At 49.7% G+C, this 18142-nt stretch carries 2 protein-coding genes; both read left to right on the top strand.

Going from position 1 to position 18142, the window contains the following annotated elements; all coding sequences use genetic code 11:
• The first annotated feature begins 31 nt into the window (after nt 1–31).
• Nucleotides 32–10909: a phototemtide A non-ribosomal peptide synthetase PttB gene (gene pttB / locus ACGF7G_RS05535; protein WP_387464065.1), complete on the top strand. Its 10878-nt coding sequence runs from the start codon at nt 32–34 to the stop codon at nt 10907–10909.
• The gene (gene pttC / locus ACGF7G_RS05540; protein ID WP_387464067.1) at nt 10891–18045 is read left to right on the top strand and encodes a phototemtide A non-ribosomal peptide synthetase PttC; all 7155 of its coding nucleotides are present in this window, start codon (nt 10891–10893) and stop codon (nt 18043–18045) included. The genes pttB and pttC overlap by 19 nt, the downstream gene beginning before the upstream one ends.
• Nucleotides 18046–18142: the final 97 nt, after the last annotated feature.

Consider the following 18142-nt stretch of genomic DNA (forward strand, 5'->3'; position numbering starts at 1 on the left):
TACAACATTTGTAGCTAAGGCAGAACTATATATGAATAAGGATGGGTATTGTAATTTAACATCTGCGCAGTTCGGGATTTGGTCATTCAACGAAATTATAGAAAATAAGTCAATAAATAATATAAGCGAATATTTTATAATTGATGGTGATATAAATTTTGAATATTTTTCTGAGTCGGTTAGAAAAACAGTAGAAGAAGCTGAGGCTTTACACTCTCGTTTTTATAAATTTGATAATTGTATTAAACAGAAGTTTTTCTCTATAAATAACTATGAACCAAAAATTATTGATTATAGCGATTTTCGAGAGGAGATTGCACTCCAGAAAGCTAAAAAATTCTTAATGACAAGAACGGAGCAATATTTTGATATTTGTGAGAAGCTTCCATTCGAAATATCACTAATAAAAATAGCAGAAAATAAATTTTTATATTTTCACTGTTATCATCATATAGTTATGGATGGTTTGGGGGCATCACTCATTATTCAGCGTATCATAAGTTTATATAACGCTTCTTTTATTGATGGTTCTCCTCCTCCTTCACCATTTGGTAAATTTAAGGAACTTATTGATGGTGATATTGATTATCATAATTCTTCAAGATTTATTTGTGACCGTGATTACTGGTTAAATCTATTTGCTGATATTCCTACCCCTGCTAGCTTAGCGAATCGAATAGCTCCTCCTTTAAGAACTATAATACGTCATCGTGTGAGTTTGGGTTATGAATTAACTGACCTGCTGCATGCAAAATCAAAAGAAATGAATTGCACATTACCTAACTTGCTTATTGCCATAACTTGCGTTTACTTGCATCGCATGACGGGACTTTCTGAGGTCATAGTCGGTTTACCAGTAACAGGAAGGCTTGGAAGGAAAGAACGTATTATACCAGGATTGATGGCAAATATACTTCCAATGCGATTAATACTATCGCCAGATTTGAATTTGAAGACGGTTTTAGCCAGAGCAGCGAGACAAATCATGACGGTCTTACGTCATCAAAAATATAGATATGAAGATTTGTGTCGTGATTTAAAAATAATTAATAGTGGTGAATCATTATATCGAATAAGTATAAACGTTGAAAGCTTTGATAATGGTGGATATTTTCATCAAAGTAAAATACTACCTTGTAATATTGCAAATGGACCTGTTTCTGATCTCAACATTTTTTTCTTTGATTATAATAAAGAAGTTCCTTTGACCCTTGGATTTGATGCAAATAGTGAGTTGTATTCTCCAGAACAGTTGTCTGAACATACCTCTCGGATGTTGAAAGTTTTTTATGATTTGTTAACAAATCAAGATGCTACCATTGGTTCGTTGTTATTGCTAAATGATAATGAATATAGAAATTTAGAGATTATTAATAATAAAACTCTGGCATCAATCCCTTCGTTAACACTTGCTGATCACTTTGAAGATCAAGTAAAAAAATCCCCAGATAAATCAGCGTTATATTGTGGTGATATTTCTTTAACTTACGCTCAACTTAATGAAAAATCAAACAAGCTAGGTCATTATTTATTAAGTCAACATTTTCTCCCTAATGACACCGTAGCGTTACTATTACCTCGGACCGTTGATTTAATTGTAGCATTGTTAGCTATATCGAAGATAGGTGCAACATATATACCGTTAGATCCTGATTATCCTGAAGAACGATTGAAATATATTATTGAAACCGCAAAACCGAAAATTGTATTGACGTCAATTAATGTTAATTTTAACTTTTGTTTAGATGCTCTTCGGATACAGTTAGATGATGTCAATATCTCCTTATTAGTCAATTCTCAATCAATTCACAACCCTATTAGAGTAGTCACTACGGCTAATCAAGCTGCGTATATCTTGTTTACATCAGGATCGACAGGGAATCCTAAGGGAGTAGTGATTACACACCATTCGCTTACTAATTTTCTTTACGCAATGCAAATGTCACTGCAAATAAAACCTAGCAACCGAATACTCGCTGTTACAACGATTGGTTTTGACATCGCAGGTTTGGAAATATTCTTACCATTAGTTAATGGCGCTTCAATAGCGTTAGCGTCTCATGACACTACACGGGATCCTAATCTATTGGCATCGGAAATCGTCCGAAATAACATAACTCATTTGCAAGGCACGCCCGCTTTGTGGCAAGGATTGGTTGAGTATCAGCCGAACTCACTGAGTAACCTCACCGCAATTGTTGGTGGTGATTCGTTGCCTAAAAATCTGGCTGAACGTATGGTGTCTCTAGCACATAGAGTCATTCAAGTTTATGGTCCTACTGAAACCACCATTTGGTCTACTTTACATGAACTGACGGTAAAGTCTGTGCAGCCAAATTCTATTGGTTTACCCATACTAAATACGCAGATCTATATCCTTGATACGGCTCTTCAGCCTGTGCCTGTAGGATATCCCGGAGAACTATATATAGCAGGTGATGGATTGGCTCTTGGCTATTTAGACCTCCCCGCGATGACCAGTGAGCGATTTGTCGCAAATCCTTTTGGAACCGCAGGGCAGCGTATGTATCGTACTGGCGATCTGGCTTGCTGGGGAAGTGACATGAATGTCAATTTCTTGGGGCGTGTCGATAATCAAGTAAAAATTCGTGGTTATCGAATTGAGTTGGGAGAAATTGAAAATACATTCCTGAAATCACCACTAATAAAGAGTGCGCTAGTAATTGCGTACGGAAAAGAAAGTATCAGCAACAAATATTTAGTAGCTTATGTTGTTTTGCGCAAACCCAATTCTTGCTCGTCGGAAGAATTAAATAAATGGCTGAGAAAACATCTACCTGACTATATGCTGCCAGCAGTTATTATGATAGTGGATAGTTTTCCACTGATGCCGAATGGTAAAATAGACCGCCACGCTTTGCTAGCACCGATATTCAAGTCAGGTGAGCGAGTTTTACCGGAATCATCCCAGGAAAAAATCTTATGCAAAATCTTTGAGGAGGTTTTAGGATTTGAGTCGATAGGTATTAATGATAGCTTCTTCAAGCTTGGTGGAAATTCTCTACTAGCAATACAGTTACTTATTCGTTTACGCATTCAGTTAAATATTGAATTACCTCTAAAGGCTATTTTTGAATCTCCAACGGTTAAAGAGCTTTCCAAGGTTATAGCTGACACAGACAAACAATATTCTCTACGAGAAAAACTGACTCCTCAGCCGCGACCAAATATCTTGCCAATGTCATTTGCCCAACAACGTCTGTGGTTACAGGGACAGATTAATGAGAGCAGTGCATATAATATGCCTATGGCATTACGCATCTATGGTGAATTGGATACCATCGCACTTTCAGCAGCGCTGTCTGATGTAGTGAAACGGCACGAAAGTTTGCGTACTTATCTGACCCTACAGGATGATATACCATGCCAATATATTGTATCGATGGAAGAAATCTCGTTCTCATTGCATGTTCACGAGTTGGATGAGTCTCAAATTACAAAAGAGTTAACTCAGCAGGCTGGTTATATTTTCAGGCTTGATAAAGAATTGCCTATTAAAGCTTGGTTGTATCGGATAAAACCCGAGCAGCATATATTCTTGCTATTAATCCATCACACAGCGGGAGATGGTGGTTCTATCTCCCCCCTACTACATGATTTGAGCCATTACTATCAGGCTCACTTGAAAGGAGAAAATTCTTCACTGCCGCCTTTGCCAGTGCAATATGCAGATTACACATTATGGCAACATATATTACTATCTGATGAGCAAAAATCGGTAGGTTTGTATGCGGAACAAATGCATTATTGGTGTAACCAGCTAGCGTTATTACCAGAAGAGGTAACAATAGCTAGTGTGCAACCTAGACCCACGAAACCAAGTAGCAAAGGTGATTGCTATAAATTCTCAGTTCCTCCGGATATATATCAGGGTCTAAAACGTCTGGCTTTACAAGCGGAAGCCAGTCTGTTCATGGTTCTAAAAACAGCTCTTGCTGTGCTGCTTCATCGAATGGGGGCCGGTGATGATATATCGGTAGGCACTCCCGTTTTGGGCCGTACAGATGAAGCTCAAATGCCACTAATTGGGCTTTTTTCCAATACATTGGTATTACGTACCAACCTTTCTGATAATCCTGATTTTGTCTCCCTGATAGCACAGGTTCGTAAAACAGTACTTGATGCTTATATGCATCAGGATTTGCCTTTTGAGCAAATTGTCGAGTTTTTAACCCCACATCGTTCCGCGTCTAAGCACCCATTATTTCAAGTTATGATGGTACTGGAGGAGGAATTTTCGTTGGGCAATATCTTTTTGCCGTTACGTATTGAGCAACAGGAATTATTGACTAAAACGGCAAAGTTCGATCTCCTGTTTGTTTTCAAAGAGGATGCACAACAAGGCCTTTTAAAAGGACATATTGAATTTGCGACTGACCTATACGATACGCAAACCGTTGCGGGATTTGTAGACCGCTTATTCAGTGTATTGAACATTATGGCAAACAGGCCCACTGAAAAAATTAGTGAAATTTGCCTGTTAAATCCGTTTGAACGTCAACAACTGCTCAAAACTTGGAACAATACGCTCGTAGAATTGCCAAACCTGTCGTTGGGAGTACTGTTTGAACAGCAGGCTGCCCGTTCACCAAACGCTATCGCTGTTAGCGAAGGCAGCAAAACGTTAACCTATGCTCAGTTGAATATCGCGGCCAATCGCCTTGCACATCGGTTACGCGAACTCACTGGGGCGGAAACATTTTGTGTCGGGTTGCTCATGGCGCATTCGATCGATCAGGTCATTGCCACGTTGGCGGTGATCAAGGCTGGGGCGGCCTATCTGCCATTGCGTGTCAGCGATCCTCTGGAACGGCAGCAAATGATGCTGGATGACGCAGGTGCAGCGGTATTGATTACCGATGTCGATCACCACCTGCCAACGGCGCGTTTTGTGATATGCAACGTGGCCGATTCTGCTGGGAAACGCTGGCCAAAAATCAACCCTGCAACCAACGCCGGACCTTCCAGCCTTGCTTATATTATGTATACCTCTGGGTCAACCGGTAAACCGAAAGGCATTGCAGTAAACCAGGAAAGCGTTATAGCGCTAGCCTGCGATCGCCGATGGTTGCCGGAAGATCATCAGCGTGTGCTGCTGCATTCCCCCGCTGCGTTTGATGCCTCGACCTATGAGTTTTGGGTGCCGCTATTGTGCGGTGGGCAATTAGTGGTGGCGCCAAAGGGTGAGTTGGATATCGATGTGCTGGCGCAGACCATCGCCAATGAAAAAATAACTGCTCTGTGGCTAACGGTTGGCCTGTTCCGGCTGATGGCGGAAGACCACGCCTCTTCCCTGACCAGTGTGCGCCTGTTACTCGCCGGTGGCGATGTATTGCCAAAATCCGCTATCGAAACCGTTATGCGACACTGCCCGGGGCTGGTAATAATGAACGGCTACGGGCCAACCGAAACCACCACCTTTGCAACAACTTATGCTATGCATAGCGTACCGGGCAGCGCTTCGGTGCCTATCGGTATGCCGTTGGACAATATGCAAGTGTATGTGCTTGATACCTACCTGCAACCCGTGCCTGTCGGCGTTTCTGGCGAGTTGTATATCGCTGGTACTGGGCTTGCGCGCGGCTACCTTAACCAGCCTAGCCTGACGGCATCACACTTTATCGCTAACCCTTTCGGCAGCAGTGGCGATCGCATGTACCGTTCTGGCGATTGGGTTCGTTGGCGGCAGGAAGGGGTTCTGGAGTACCTAAACCGCGGCGATCAGCAGGTTAAAATACGCGGTTTCCGCATCGAACTTGCCGAGATAGAGGCGGCATTGCTGGAGTGGGAAGGCGTTGCCCAGGCGCTCGTGTGCATTTTCGAACCGCAAAAAGGAAATAAACAGCTGGCTGCGTATGTCATTGCCGAAAAAACTGGACAGTGTGAACCAACATTGCTGCGACAAATGTTGAGCGCCCGGTTGCCAGACTTTATGGTGCCGGCAGTTGTGAGTGTAGTAGAGAGATTCCCGTTGACTACCAACGGGAAAGTCGATATGCGCGTATTACCCGTTCCAGAATTCAACGTTGACCACGCACGAACCGCACGCAATGAGCAGGAAAGCAAACTGTGCCACTTGTTTGCCGAGGTCCTCGGTTTGTCCCAGGTTGGCATCGACGATAATTTCTTCGATCTGGGTGGTCATTCCCTGTTGGCATCGCGCTTTATCAGCCATGTTCGCAAAGCGCTAAAGGTGAACCTCAGCATCCGCGATTTGTTTGAAGCACCAACAGTAGCGCAGTTTGTGCAGCGCCTGGGGCAAGGGAGCACACTGCGCCCAGCGTTGCAGGTGAAACCAAGGCCAGAACGCCTGCCGTTGTCTGCGGCCCAGTCCCGGCTATGGATGGTTGACCGCATTGAAGGGGGTAAATCCCTTTATAACATGCCGTTGACGCTGGAGTTGCAGGGGGAATTGAGCGTTCCTGCCATGGCAGCAGCGTTGAATGATGTGGTGGCGCGCCATGAAAGCCTGCGCACACGTTTGCAGGAGCTATCGGATGGTAACGTTTATCAGCAGATTGCCTACGGGGAAGACGCACAGTGCGAACTGACGCTGCACCACGTCCTTGCTGAGAATTTAGATGAAGAGGTGCTGGCAGCATCAGAATATATCTTTGATTTAGCGAATGAAAACCCCTGCCGGGCCTTGCTGTTCCATGTTGAACCGAATCATCATGTGCTTTTATTCCTGATGCACCACATCGCCAGCGACGGGGCATCGCTTGTTCCTCTGCTGCGTGATCTGGCGCTGGCGTATCATGCTCGGTTGCAGGGACAAGCGCCGAACTGGGCGCCACTTCAGGTGCAGTATGCTGATTACACTCTGTGGCAACACGAACTGTTGGGCGATCCCCGTGATACGGGCAGCCTGCAAAGTCACCAGTTGGCGTATTGGAGTGAAGTGCTGCATGGACTGCCGGAAGAGTTGCAGTTGCCAACCGACAGGCCACGGCCACAAAGTTCAAGCTATCAAGGCGGGCAATGGTGTTTTGAAGTTGATCCAGAGGTCTATGCACGCTTGCTTGAGCTAGCAAGGCAGCAGAATGCGAGCCTGTTTATGGTGTTGCAGGCGGCCTTGGCGGTGTTGTTGAGCCGGTTAGGCGCTGGTCTTGACATTCCACTGGGTGTGGCTATTGCTGGCCGTACCGATGAAGCGTTGGAGCCTCTAATCGGCTTTTTCACCAATACATTGGTGTTGCGCACCGATGTTTCTGGAAATCCGACCTTTGATCAATTGCTGGCGCGCGTGCGCGATAGCGCATTGCAGGCATATGAACATCAGGATCTGCCGTTTGAAAACCTGGTGGAAACGCTGAACCCAGAGCGTTCCTTGGCGCGTCATCCGCTGTTCCAGGTGATGTTGGTATTGCAAAACAACGCCTGTGGCGAGGTCCATTTTGATGGACTGAACACCCGCGTTAGCACACCGCTGCTACCGGTGGCGAAGTTTGATTTGACCTTCAACTTTGAAGAAACGCCAACCTCATTAAACGGCATCTTTGAATATGCTACCGACCTGTTTGACGGCGAAACCGCTGAACGCCTGGCGGGCTATTTCGCCAATTTGCTGGCGGCCATCAGTTGCAATACATGCTGTAATATCAACGAGCTGGAGCTATTTAGCGCGCGCGAACGCCAGCAGATTGTCAACGAATGGAATAACACCACTCGGCAATTGCCAGCCAAGACGTTTGCCGAGCAATTCGAAGCCTTTGCCAAAGCAACGCCGGATGCGCCTGCCCTGCTAGGGGAAAGCGAACGGCTGACCTATAGCCAGTTGGATCAACGGGCTAACCGGTTGGCGAATCTGATGATGGAAAGGGGCATCGGCACAGAAAACATCATTGCCATCGCACTACCGCACTCGGTTGATCTGATCATCGCGCTGATTGCTACGCTGAAAACTGGCGCAGCATATTTACCGCTTGATCCTGATTATCCTCAGGAACGCCTGAATTATATGTTGGAACACTCGCAGCCTGCGCTGGTCATCACGGATTCTGCGTTCGTGCAAAGACTGGGGGCGCAGTATTCCAGCTTGCAGATTGACCAACCGGCGCTACATACGCAATTGGCCCAACAGCAAGCGGAAAGCATCACTTTGCCAAGGAAGTTGAGCATCGATAATGCGGCCTACATTATCTATACCTCTGGTTCTACCGGTTTGCCTAAAGGTGTTCTGGTGACGCACCGGGGTATCAGCAACCTGGTTGCCAGCATGGTCGAGCGATTACATGTCACGCAGCAAAGCCGCGTGTTGCAGTTTGCTTCACCGAGCTTCGATGCCTCGTTCTGGGATATCAATATGGGACTGTTAAGCGGTGCGGCGCTGGTCGTTGCAGGCCGTGATGCGTTGTCACCGGGGGAGCCGCTGTATGAGCTGATGTTGGCCCAAGGCGTGACGCACGCCACGCTGCCGCCAGTGGGGTTGGCGGTTATGCCACGTAATCCATTGCCTGCGTTAGAAACGTTGGTGGTGGCGGGCGAAGCCTGCCAGCCGGAGCTGATCGACTATTGGGGCCAAGGGCGCCGGATGATCAATGCCTACGGGCCCAGTGAGTCCACGGTCTGCGCCACCATGAGCCAACCGTTGGTGGCTAGAAAAGCGCCGCCTATCGGCACGCCAATCGTCAACATGCAGGTTTATGTTCTGGATGAGCGTTTGCAGCCGGTCGCGCCAGGGGTAAAAGGCGAGCTGTATATTGCAGGTGAAAGCCTGGCCCGTGGCTACGTGCGGCGCCCGGATTTAACAGCGGAACGCTTTGTGGCGAACCCGTTTGGCGTGGCAGGTAGCCGAATGTATCGCACCGGCGATGTCGCCTATTGGCAAGCCAATGGTGAGCTGATGTTTGCTGGGCGTGTGGATCATCAGGTCAAGATCAGAGGTTTCCGTATTGAACTGGGTGAAATTGAATCCCTGCTGCTGAGGCATCCTCAACTGAGCCAGGCCACGGTGATCGTGCGTGAAGATAAGCCGGGGCTTCGCCAACTGGTTGCTTACGTCGTGGTGAATGAAGGGGACGTTAATACCGCAGAACTACGCGAATATCTGCGTATCCACCTGCCGGAATATATGGTGCCTGTAGCCATCGTCATGCTGCCGGCAATTCCGGTTACGCCGAACGGTAAAGTCGATCGGCGTGCATTGCCGCAGCCTGATTTCTATCAGCCCCATCACCGTGGCCCGCGTAATACGCAAGAGCAACTGCTTTGCACGCTCTTTGCCGATTTATTGGGCGTGGAACAGGTTGATATTGACGGCAGCTTCTTCGAAATGGGGGGCGATAGTATCACCGCGATACAGCTGGTCGCGCGTGCGCGCCAGGCTGGTTGGATATTCACACCACGTCAGGTCTTTGAGCACAAAACCGTTGCCTCCCTGGCCAGAAAAATGCAGGCGAACATTACCACGGTTGCTGAAACTCGGGTTAGCGCGGTAGGTGAATTACCCGTTACACCAATTATCCATTGGTTGATGGAAAACCCCGGCAACATCAACGGGTTCAGCCAGGCAACGTTGCTGCAAACGCCGGAGCATCTGGATGAGAAACAACTTAGGCAGATGCTGACGCTGCTGTTAGAGCAGCACGATGCCTTGCGCTTGGTGGCGAATCGCGCCACGAGCGGTGATGTCCTGCTGACCATTCCACCAATGATGGCAGACATCGTGGATGGTGCATTGAGCATTGTGGATTGCCAGGCGTTCACGCTGGCGGAACTGCAACGCTGCATCAAGGCAGAAAGCCAACGTGCAAAACAGCGCCTCGATCCGGCTGCGGGCAAAATGCTACAGGCGGTTTGGTTCCGTGCATCAGCCGGGCAGCCGGGCCGGCTGATGTTGGTACTTCACCACTTGGTGGTGGACGGTGTCTCTTGGCGTATTTTAGCGCCGGATTTGCAAAACATCTGGGCAGCCATGAGTGCGGGTAAAACGCCGGAGCTGTTGCCGGTTGGTACCTCTTTCCGTGCGTGGGCGTATCAATTGCAGCAAGAGGCCAATGCGCGGCGTAACGAACTGAATTACTGGCTAACGGTGCTGGCGAAGCCGGATACGTTGCTGACTTCCCGCCCGTTAGACGGGACGCAAGACACCGTTGCGGCCAGCGATTCACTGCGGCTCGAGTTACCGGCGGCGTTTACCCAACCGTTGCTGGGGACAATACCGGCGCTCTTCCATGCCGGTATCAACGACGTGCTACTCTGCGCCTTTGCTCTGGCCGTTAATGACTGGCGGCAAACTTCACAGACGGATGTCCTGCTGGATCTTGAAGGGCACGGGCGTGAAGAACTTCCCGGCACGGAGCTGTCGCGCACTGTTGGCTGGTTCACCAACATGTACCCTGTGCGGCTCGAACCGGGTGCTACGCAGCAGGCAGACCCTTATTCATTAGGTCATGCGCTAAAACGCATTAAAGAGCAGTTGCGCCAGGTGCCCGCGAACGGCCTTGGATATGGGTTGCTACGCTATCTGAATCCGCAAACACAGCAGGTTTTGTCACAGCAGCAGCAGGCCCAGATTGGCTTCAACTATCTGGGCCGCATGGCTGTGGGCGGCGATCGCGACTGGCAGGTGGCCGCGGAGGCGAATCTGCTGGATACAACGGCTGACAACAATTTTGCGCTTCCTCATGCGCTTTCACTCAATGCGTTGGTAGAAGAGCGGTCGGAAGGGCCGGTTCTGGTCTCCAACTGGTCATGGGCCAGAGCGCTGCACACTGAAGAGCGCATTAGCGTGTTGGGTAACCATTGGTTCCGTTGGCTAAAAGCAATGTCACAGCTTTCTACGGTGCCTGACGCGGGGGGATTCACACCATCGGACATCACGATGCTATCGCTTAAACAGAATAGCTTGGAAAAACTTCAAGCTAAGTGGAAGAAGAAAAAATAAATATGGAAATTAAAGAAATACTACCATTATCGCCATTACAGAAAGGTCTGTTGTTCCATATGCTGTACGATACCCAAGGCAGCGATGCATATCAGGTGCAGCAGGTTTTCCAGCTTGCTGGCGTTTTAGATAGCCAAAAGCTGAAACAGGCCGTCACAACCTTACTGCAACGTCACCCGCACTTGTGCGCGGGGTTTGAGTACGAAGACGTAGAAACGCCGGTACAACTGATCCTGGCGGGGTTACCGTTGCCGTGGCGTGAGGTAGACGTGAGTCATCTATCACCAGAGCAGCAACAGCCGGCATTCGCCGCGCTGTTACAGGCCGATTATGATGAGCGCTTTGATCCACACGATCCGCCGTTGCTGCGATTCACCCTGGTCAAATTGGCAGTGCAGCAGCATTATCTGGTCTTTACCAACCATCACCTGTTGCTGGATGGCTGGTCAATTCCTATTCTGCTGCAAGAGTTATGCACTCTGTATCTGGGCGATGTGCAAGGCAGCACCTTGCCGGCGATCACTCCCTATCGCAACTATCTGCAATGGATTATGGCGCGTGATGTTGATGAAATGCGAGCCGTGTGGCGCGAAACGCTAAGTGGCCTGGTGGCACCAACTTGCTTGGCAAAGGGGCGCACTACGGAAAATCTGCAACCGAATCTGTTGCATAAACATCTGGATGCGGTATACACGCAGCGGCTGAACTTACGCGTCAAACAGCTTGGCGTGACGGCAAATACACTGATCCAAGCCGCATGGGGCGTACTGCTGGGCGGGATGACAGGGCGTAACGATGTGGTGTTCGGCGTCACGGTTTCCGGCCGGCCGGGTGAATTACCCGGCGTGGAAAGCATCGTTGGGCTGCTAATCAATACCGTGCCATTACGCCTGACGTTCAGCCTGGCGGAGACGTTTACTGCGCTTTTGCAGCGTTTACAGGCAGAGCAAACCCGGCTGCTTGATTACCAATATCTTGACCTGACAACCATCCAGTCGGATGCCGGTTACGGCGAGCTGTTTGATACCTTGATGGTGTTCGAGAACTACCCGCTCATAGAAGGCAGCAGTGGGCAATCTGATACCGCGCTGAACATCTCGCTAACGGTGCACCATGGCGGGGATGCCTCGCATTACCCGCTTGGGTTGGTGGCGGTTCCGGGTGAAACGCTAGCCCTGCGCTTCAGCTCATTGCCAGACTTGTTTGACGATCAAACGGTGGCAAATCTGGCTGAGCGCTTTATGCTGATACTGCATGCCATTATTGACGATCCGCAGACGATTATTGGCAGCGTACCGCTGCTGTTGGCGCAAGAAGTTCAGGCCATGGTTCAACCTTACCCTGTGCTGGCATCATTGCCAGCCGATACACTCCACGGAATGTTTGAAAAACGCGCGTGCGAAACGCCAGATGCGATTGCACTGAGCTTAGGCAACGATCGCCTGAGCTATAGCGAACTTAATCAGCGGGCCAATCAGTTGGCTCGTTATCTGGTGAACTGCGGCATTGGTGCGGAGGATATCGTGGCATTGGCGTTGCCACGTTCGATGGATACACTGATTGCGCTGTTAGCCGTATTAAAAACTGGCGCTGCATATCTACCTTTGGATCTCCATAACCCTGCCGAACGGCTTAGTTTTATCGTGTCAGATGCCAAACCGACGCTTATCATCACCAACGCAGAAAATGCCGGCACGTTAAGCGGCTCCACGTCTGATTTGGTGGTTGATATGCCTGAATATCAGCAGCGTCTGGCGCCGTTCAGCAAACGGGACCTTCAACCCGATGAACTTTTACGCCCAGTTAGTACGGCAAACCTGGCCTATATCATTTACACCTCTGGCTCTACGGGGAACCCGAAAGGGGGGCTGATCCCGCACGAAAACGTGTTACGGCTCTTTACAGCAACGCAATCGTGGTTCAATTTCGGCCGTAATGACATCTGGACCCTGTTCCATTCGTATGCTTTTGATTTTTCAGTGTGGGAAATCTGGGGACCATTGTTATATGGTGGCCGGCTGGTCATCGTACCGTTTATGGTGAGCCGCGATCCTCAAGCATTCCTCAAACTACTGAGCGAAGAGAAAGTCACGGTATTAAACCAGACGCCCTCTGCCTTCTATCAATTGATAGAAGCGGATCAAAACGATCGCGAGAAGAAATATCCACTGGCGCTGCGCAAAGTGGTATTCGGTGGGGAAGCGCTAGATCTTAGCCAGCTTGAACGTTGGTACCAACGCCACGATTCGGCAGCGCCTGAATTAATCAACATGTATGGCATTACCGAAACAACCGTGCACGTCAGCTATCAGGCGCTGACCCCGGCAATGATGCGCAACCAATCCGGCAGCCCGATTGGCGTTGGGATCACCGATCTGCGTATCTATGTGTTGGATAACGCTTTACGCCACGTTCCTATAGGTGTTGAAGGGGAAATGTACATTGCTGGTGCCGGGCTGGCACGCGGTTACTTGAACCGCTCGGGGTTAAGTGCCGAGCGCTTTGTCGCCGACCCGTATGGTGAACCGGGTTCCCGTATGTACCGTTCGGGAGATTTGGCCTTCAGATCACCAGAAGGCGGGCTGATTTATATAGGTCGAGCCGATCAGCAGGTGAAACTACGAGGTTTCCGCATTGAGCTGGGGGAAATTGAAGCGGCTCTGGCGGATGACCCGCAGGTCACCCAAGCCGTGGTGCTAATGCGTAAAGATCAGCCTGGCAATCCACAATTGGTGGGGTATATCACCAGCGATAGTGACGCCTCTATTGACACGGCGGCACTGTACCACCGCGTGGCGGCAAAACTCCCTGACTATATGGTACCTACGGCCATCCTTCAGATTGAGTGTTTCCCTTTGACGGTCAATGGGAAACTGGATAAACGCGCATTACCGGCACCAGACTTCAACCATGGTGGCAGACGGCGCCAGCCGCGCACGGCGCAGGAAGAAATTCTGGTAGGGTTGTTTGCCGAGGTGCTGGGGCTAGAAACGGTAAGCATGGACGACAACTTCTTTGCGTTGGGCGGCCACTCGCTGTTAGTGATGCGCCTGATTAGCCGCGTATCCAGCACATTAGCCATTGAGTTGCCGATCCGCACACTGTTTGATTACCCAACCGTGGCACAGTTTGCCGAGCAGTTGGCGATAAAGGGCACTCAACGCCGTGAAATGCTCACGCGCCAGGCTCGCGAGGAATATTTACCCCTCTCCTTTGCCCAGCAGCGAATGTGGCTGTTGGATAACATTGGCAACGATCATGCAGCGTATAATATGCCGCTTGCTCTGAAGCTGAATGGGCCGCTCAATGATGAAGCATTGCGCCAGGCATTGGGCGATCTGGTACAGCGCCATGAAGTTCTGCGTACGCTATATCCTCTGCATCTTGATCAGCCTTATCAGCATATTCTAGTGCCTGATAGCGTGGTGCCGTCTCTGATCATCGGCAATGTGACGCAGGAAGAGCTGCCGGAAAGCATCGACAAGGCCGCCGCCTGGCAGTTCGATCTGGCAAATGATTTACCGCTGCGTGGGTGGCTGTTCCACTTACCGGCCCAGAACGAACATGTGCTGCTGCTGGTCATTCACCACATTGCCTGTGACGGCGGTTCGTTAGGGCCAATGCTGCACGATCTATCTTTGGCCTATCAAGCGCGCTGTGCGGGTCAGGAAGTAAAGTGGGCGCCATTAACCGTGCAATACGCCGACTATGCGTTATGGCAGCGCCAACTATTGGAAGATGTGCAGGATGCCTCCACACGCGGCGCACAACAAATCGAATTTTGGCGTAGCGCATTGGCAGGATTGCCCCAGGAAACTTATCTACCTACCGATCGCCCGCGTCCATCCGTACCGAGCCAACAAGGTGCTCGGGTCAGCTATGCGATTGACCAAGCGCTTTATGGCCGTCTGAAAAAACTGGCGCGTGATGAGGGCGTAACGCCATTTATGTTGCTACAAACCGGGGTCGCCGTCATGCTTAGTCGGATGGGGGCTGGTGATGATATTACGTTGGGCACAGGCGTTGCTGGGCGAGCCGAAGAGGCCATGGCCAATTTGATTGGTTTCTTTGTCAATACGCTGGTGCTGAGAGTAAATTGCGCGGGTAACCCTGAATTTAATCAGTTGATTGCTAGCGTGCGTGAGTTCATGCTTTCTGCTTATGCAAATCAGGATGTGCCCTTTGATCGGGTGGTAGAAGCGCTTAACCCTGAGCGTTCTGCCTCACGACATCCGTTGTTCCAGGTAATGTTGGTATTGCAAAATAACGGCGACAACACCCGACAATTTGCCAATTTGCAGGCAAAGCCGCAACCGGTTGGTTTTGTCCCTGCCAAATTCGATCTGACGTTCAATTTTGATGAAGTCTATAGTGATGATGGCGAGGTGTGTGCACTCAATGCCCAGATTGAGTATGCCGTCGATTTGTTTGATCGCGGTACGGTGGCGGCGCTTGCGCAATACCTTGTTCGATTGCTGTCGTTCATTGCAGAAGAACCAGACACACCAGTGGCGAATATTCCACTGTTAACAGCCGAGCAGAAATGCAAAATGGTAACCGAGTGGAATGCCACGGAACAGAAAGTGCCGATAGCGTCGCTGGCCAGCTTGTTTGAAAAACAGGCGGCAGCGGCACCAGAACATATTGCTCTGAGCTGTGGTGATAAGCAACTTACCTATGCACAACTGAACGCGTGCGCAAATGATTTGGCACAACGCCTGCGACAGCTTGGCGTGAAAGCGGAACATGGCGTTGCATTGCTGATGGAGCGCTCGCCGTCGCTCGCGATCGCCATATTGGCGGTAATTAAGGCCGGAGGGTTCTATGTGCCGCTGCGTACCAGCGATCCATTGGAACGCTGGCAGCATATAGTGGATCAAGTCGGGGTACAGGTTGCGTTGGTGGATGATGCACATAGCCATGTGGTTTTGCCAGCTGGTTTACAGGTGGAAACCGTAGGCAACGCCAGTACCCAGAACACTGTTGCGTGGGTCAGCGAGCCGGTAAGCGCCCAGAATCTGGCCTACGTGATGTTTACCTCAGGCTCCACGGGGCAGCCCAAAGGGATCGCCACCACGCAAGATAACGTCATTACCCTGGCTCTCGATCGGCGCTGGCGCAGCGAACATCACCAGCGTGTTCTGTTGCATTCCCCCTACGCATTTGATGCCTCAACCTATGAGCTGTGGGCCACTCTGCTTAACGGCCATCAGGCCGTCATCGTACCGGACGACGATCTCGATCTGGATCTGTTGACATCGACCATCGTTGAGCAACAGGTAACCGCCGCATTTCTGACATCAGGGTTATTTAGGCTGATTGCGGAAGAACATCCGCAATGCCTAGGTTCTTTGCAGAAGGTATTCACCGGTGGTGAAAAGATATCTGCCAGCGCGGTGCAGGCGGTGCGGGAACATTGGCCCAATCTTGAATTGATGAATATCTATGGCCCAACGGAAACCACTACCTATGCCACGGATTACCCCATCACCAAAACAGATGCTCCTTATCTGGACGTTCCTATTGGCACCGCTTTGGATAATACCAGCCTCTATGTATTAGATGAATTTTTACAGCCGGTACCCGTTGGCGCACCAGGAGAACTATACATTGCCGGCCGTGGCTTGGCGCGTGGCTATCTTAAGCGTCCGGGGCAAAGTGCGGCACACTTTATCGCCGATCCCTTCGGGCCTGCGGGCAGCCGCATGTACCGCACCGGGGACCTGGTGAAATGGCGGCGTGATGGCGTGCTCAACTTTGTTAGCCGCCGCGATCAGCAGGTGAAAATTCGTGGTTTTCGTATTGAACCTGGGGAAATTGAAGTCGTGCTGAAACAGCACACCGCCGTGCAGCAAGCGGTGGTCATTCCGCGTGAGGATCATTCGGGCAATAAACAATTGGTCGCTTATGTGGTGCCCTTTGCAAGCCACGAAGATCTACCGGTGTTACTGCAACAGCATGCGCGTGAGTATTTACCTGATTTTATGGTGCCTACTGTGGTCATGCTGCTGACAGAACTGCCATTAAACGCCAACGGCAAGTTGGATATTGTCGCGTTGCCACACCTAAACTTCGGTTCGCGGCAAGGACGCCAACCACAGACTGAAAGCGAGAAATGGCTTTACGCGCAGTTCTGCGAGCTATTGAGTGTTGGACACATCAGCATTGATGACAGCTTCTTCGCACTGGGAGGGCATTCACTGCTGGCAGCACGGCTGATTGCGCGTATCGAAAAAGAATTGGATGAGAAGCTGACTATTCGTGACCTGTTTGAATCGCCCACTGTTGCACTGCTGGCGCGGCGTCTTGAAAGCAACTCGTGTGGCAATATTCTGGACGTCATGCTGCCATTGCAACCGGCTGGCGAAAAAACGCCGTTGTTCTGTTTACACCCCGGGGGAGGATTGAGTTGGTCTTATGCGGGGCTGATCCCGTATCTGGGCGAGCAGCAACCTCTTTATGGCATTCAGGCACGCAGGTTGAGCACCGGCCTTGTACCAACATCGATTTATGACATGGCGAAAAATTATCTGGCAGATATTTATAAGATCCAGCCAGAGGGGCCTTATTCATTGCTGGGCTGGTCTTTCGGTTGCCATCTCGCGCATGAAATAGCCACCTTGCTGCAAAAGGATAATAAAGCGGTCAATGTCCTGATCTTTATGGATGGTTATCCATTGTGGAAGACTTACAGAGACATGGTACGCACCGATCGGGAAAGCCTGCGTGCAATGTTTGAGGCATTTACCGGTTCGGCACCTGAAAACGAGCAGCAGTTTAGCGTGGCTGGCTTGAAAAAACGGCTGTCTGAGATCGAGCATCCATTAGCAAGCCTTGATCAGAATATTTTCGAACGTATTCTTGCCGAGTTCCGAGATGCACCGCATTTACTCAGCGAATTTTCACCCAGCCAGTTCCAAGGTGACCTCGTATTCTTTAGGGCACTACAAAGCCATAGCGAAGCCGATAATGTTAATTACGATCCGCACTTATGGGGGGAGTATGTTGAAGGAAACATCGCCTTGTATGATATTAATTGTTCCCACGATAGTATGTTAAGTGAAGGCCCACTTAAAGAGATTGGGCCAATACTTCAACAACGATTTGGCATTCTTACAGACAGCAGCGTTGAGTAAGGTTTTCCGACAAAGAACAACATTACATATAACTCTGTAGACAATACTGTATATTGCCATTATGTTAAAGGCGTATGAAATGTTGAAAGCCTGTTAA

The organism is Photorhabdus sp. RM323S (assembly GCF_042879375.1).
Classification (GTDB): Bacteria; Pseudomonadota; Gammaproteobacteria; order Enterobacterales; family Enterobacteriaceae; genus Photorhabdus; species Photorhabdus tasmaniensis.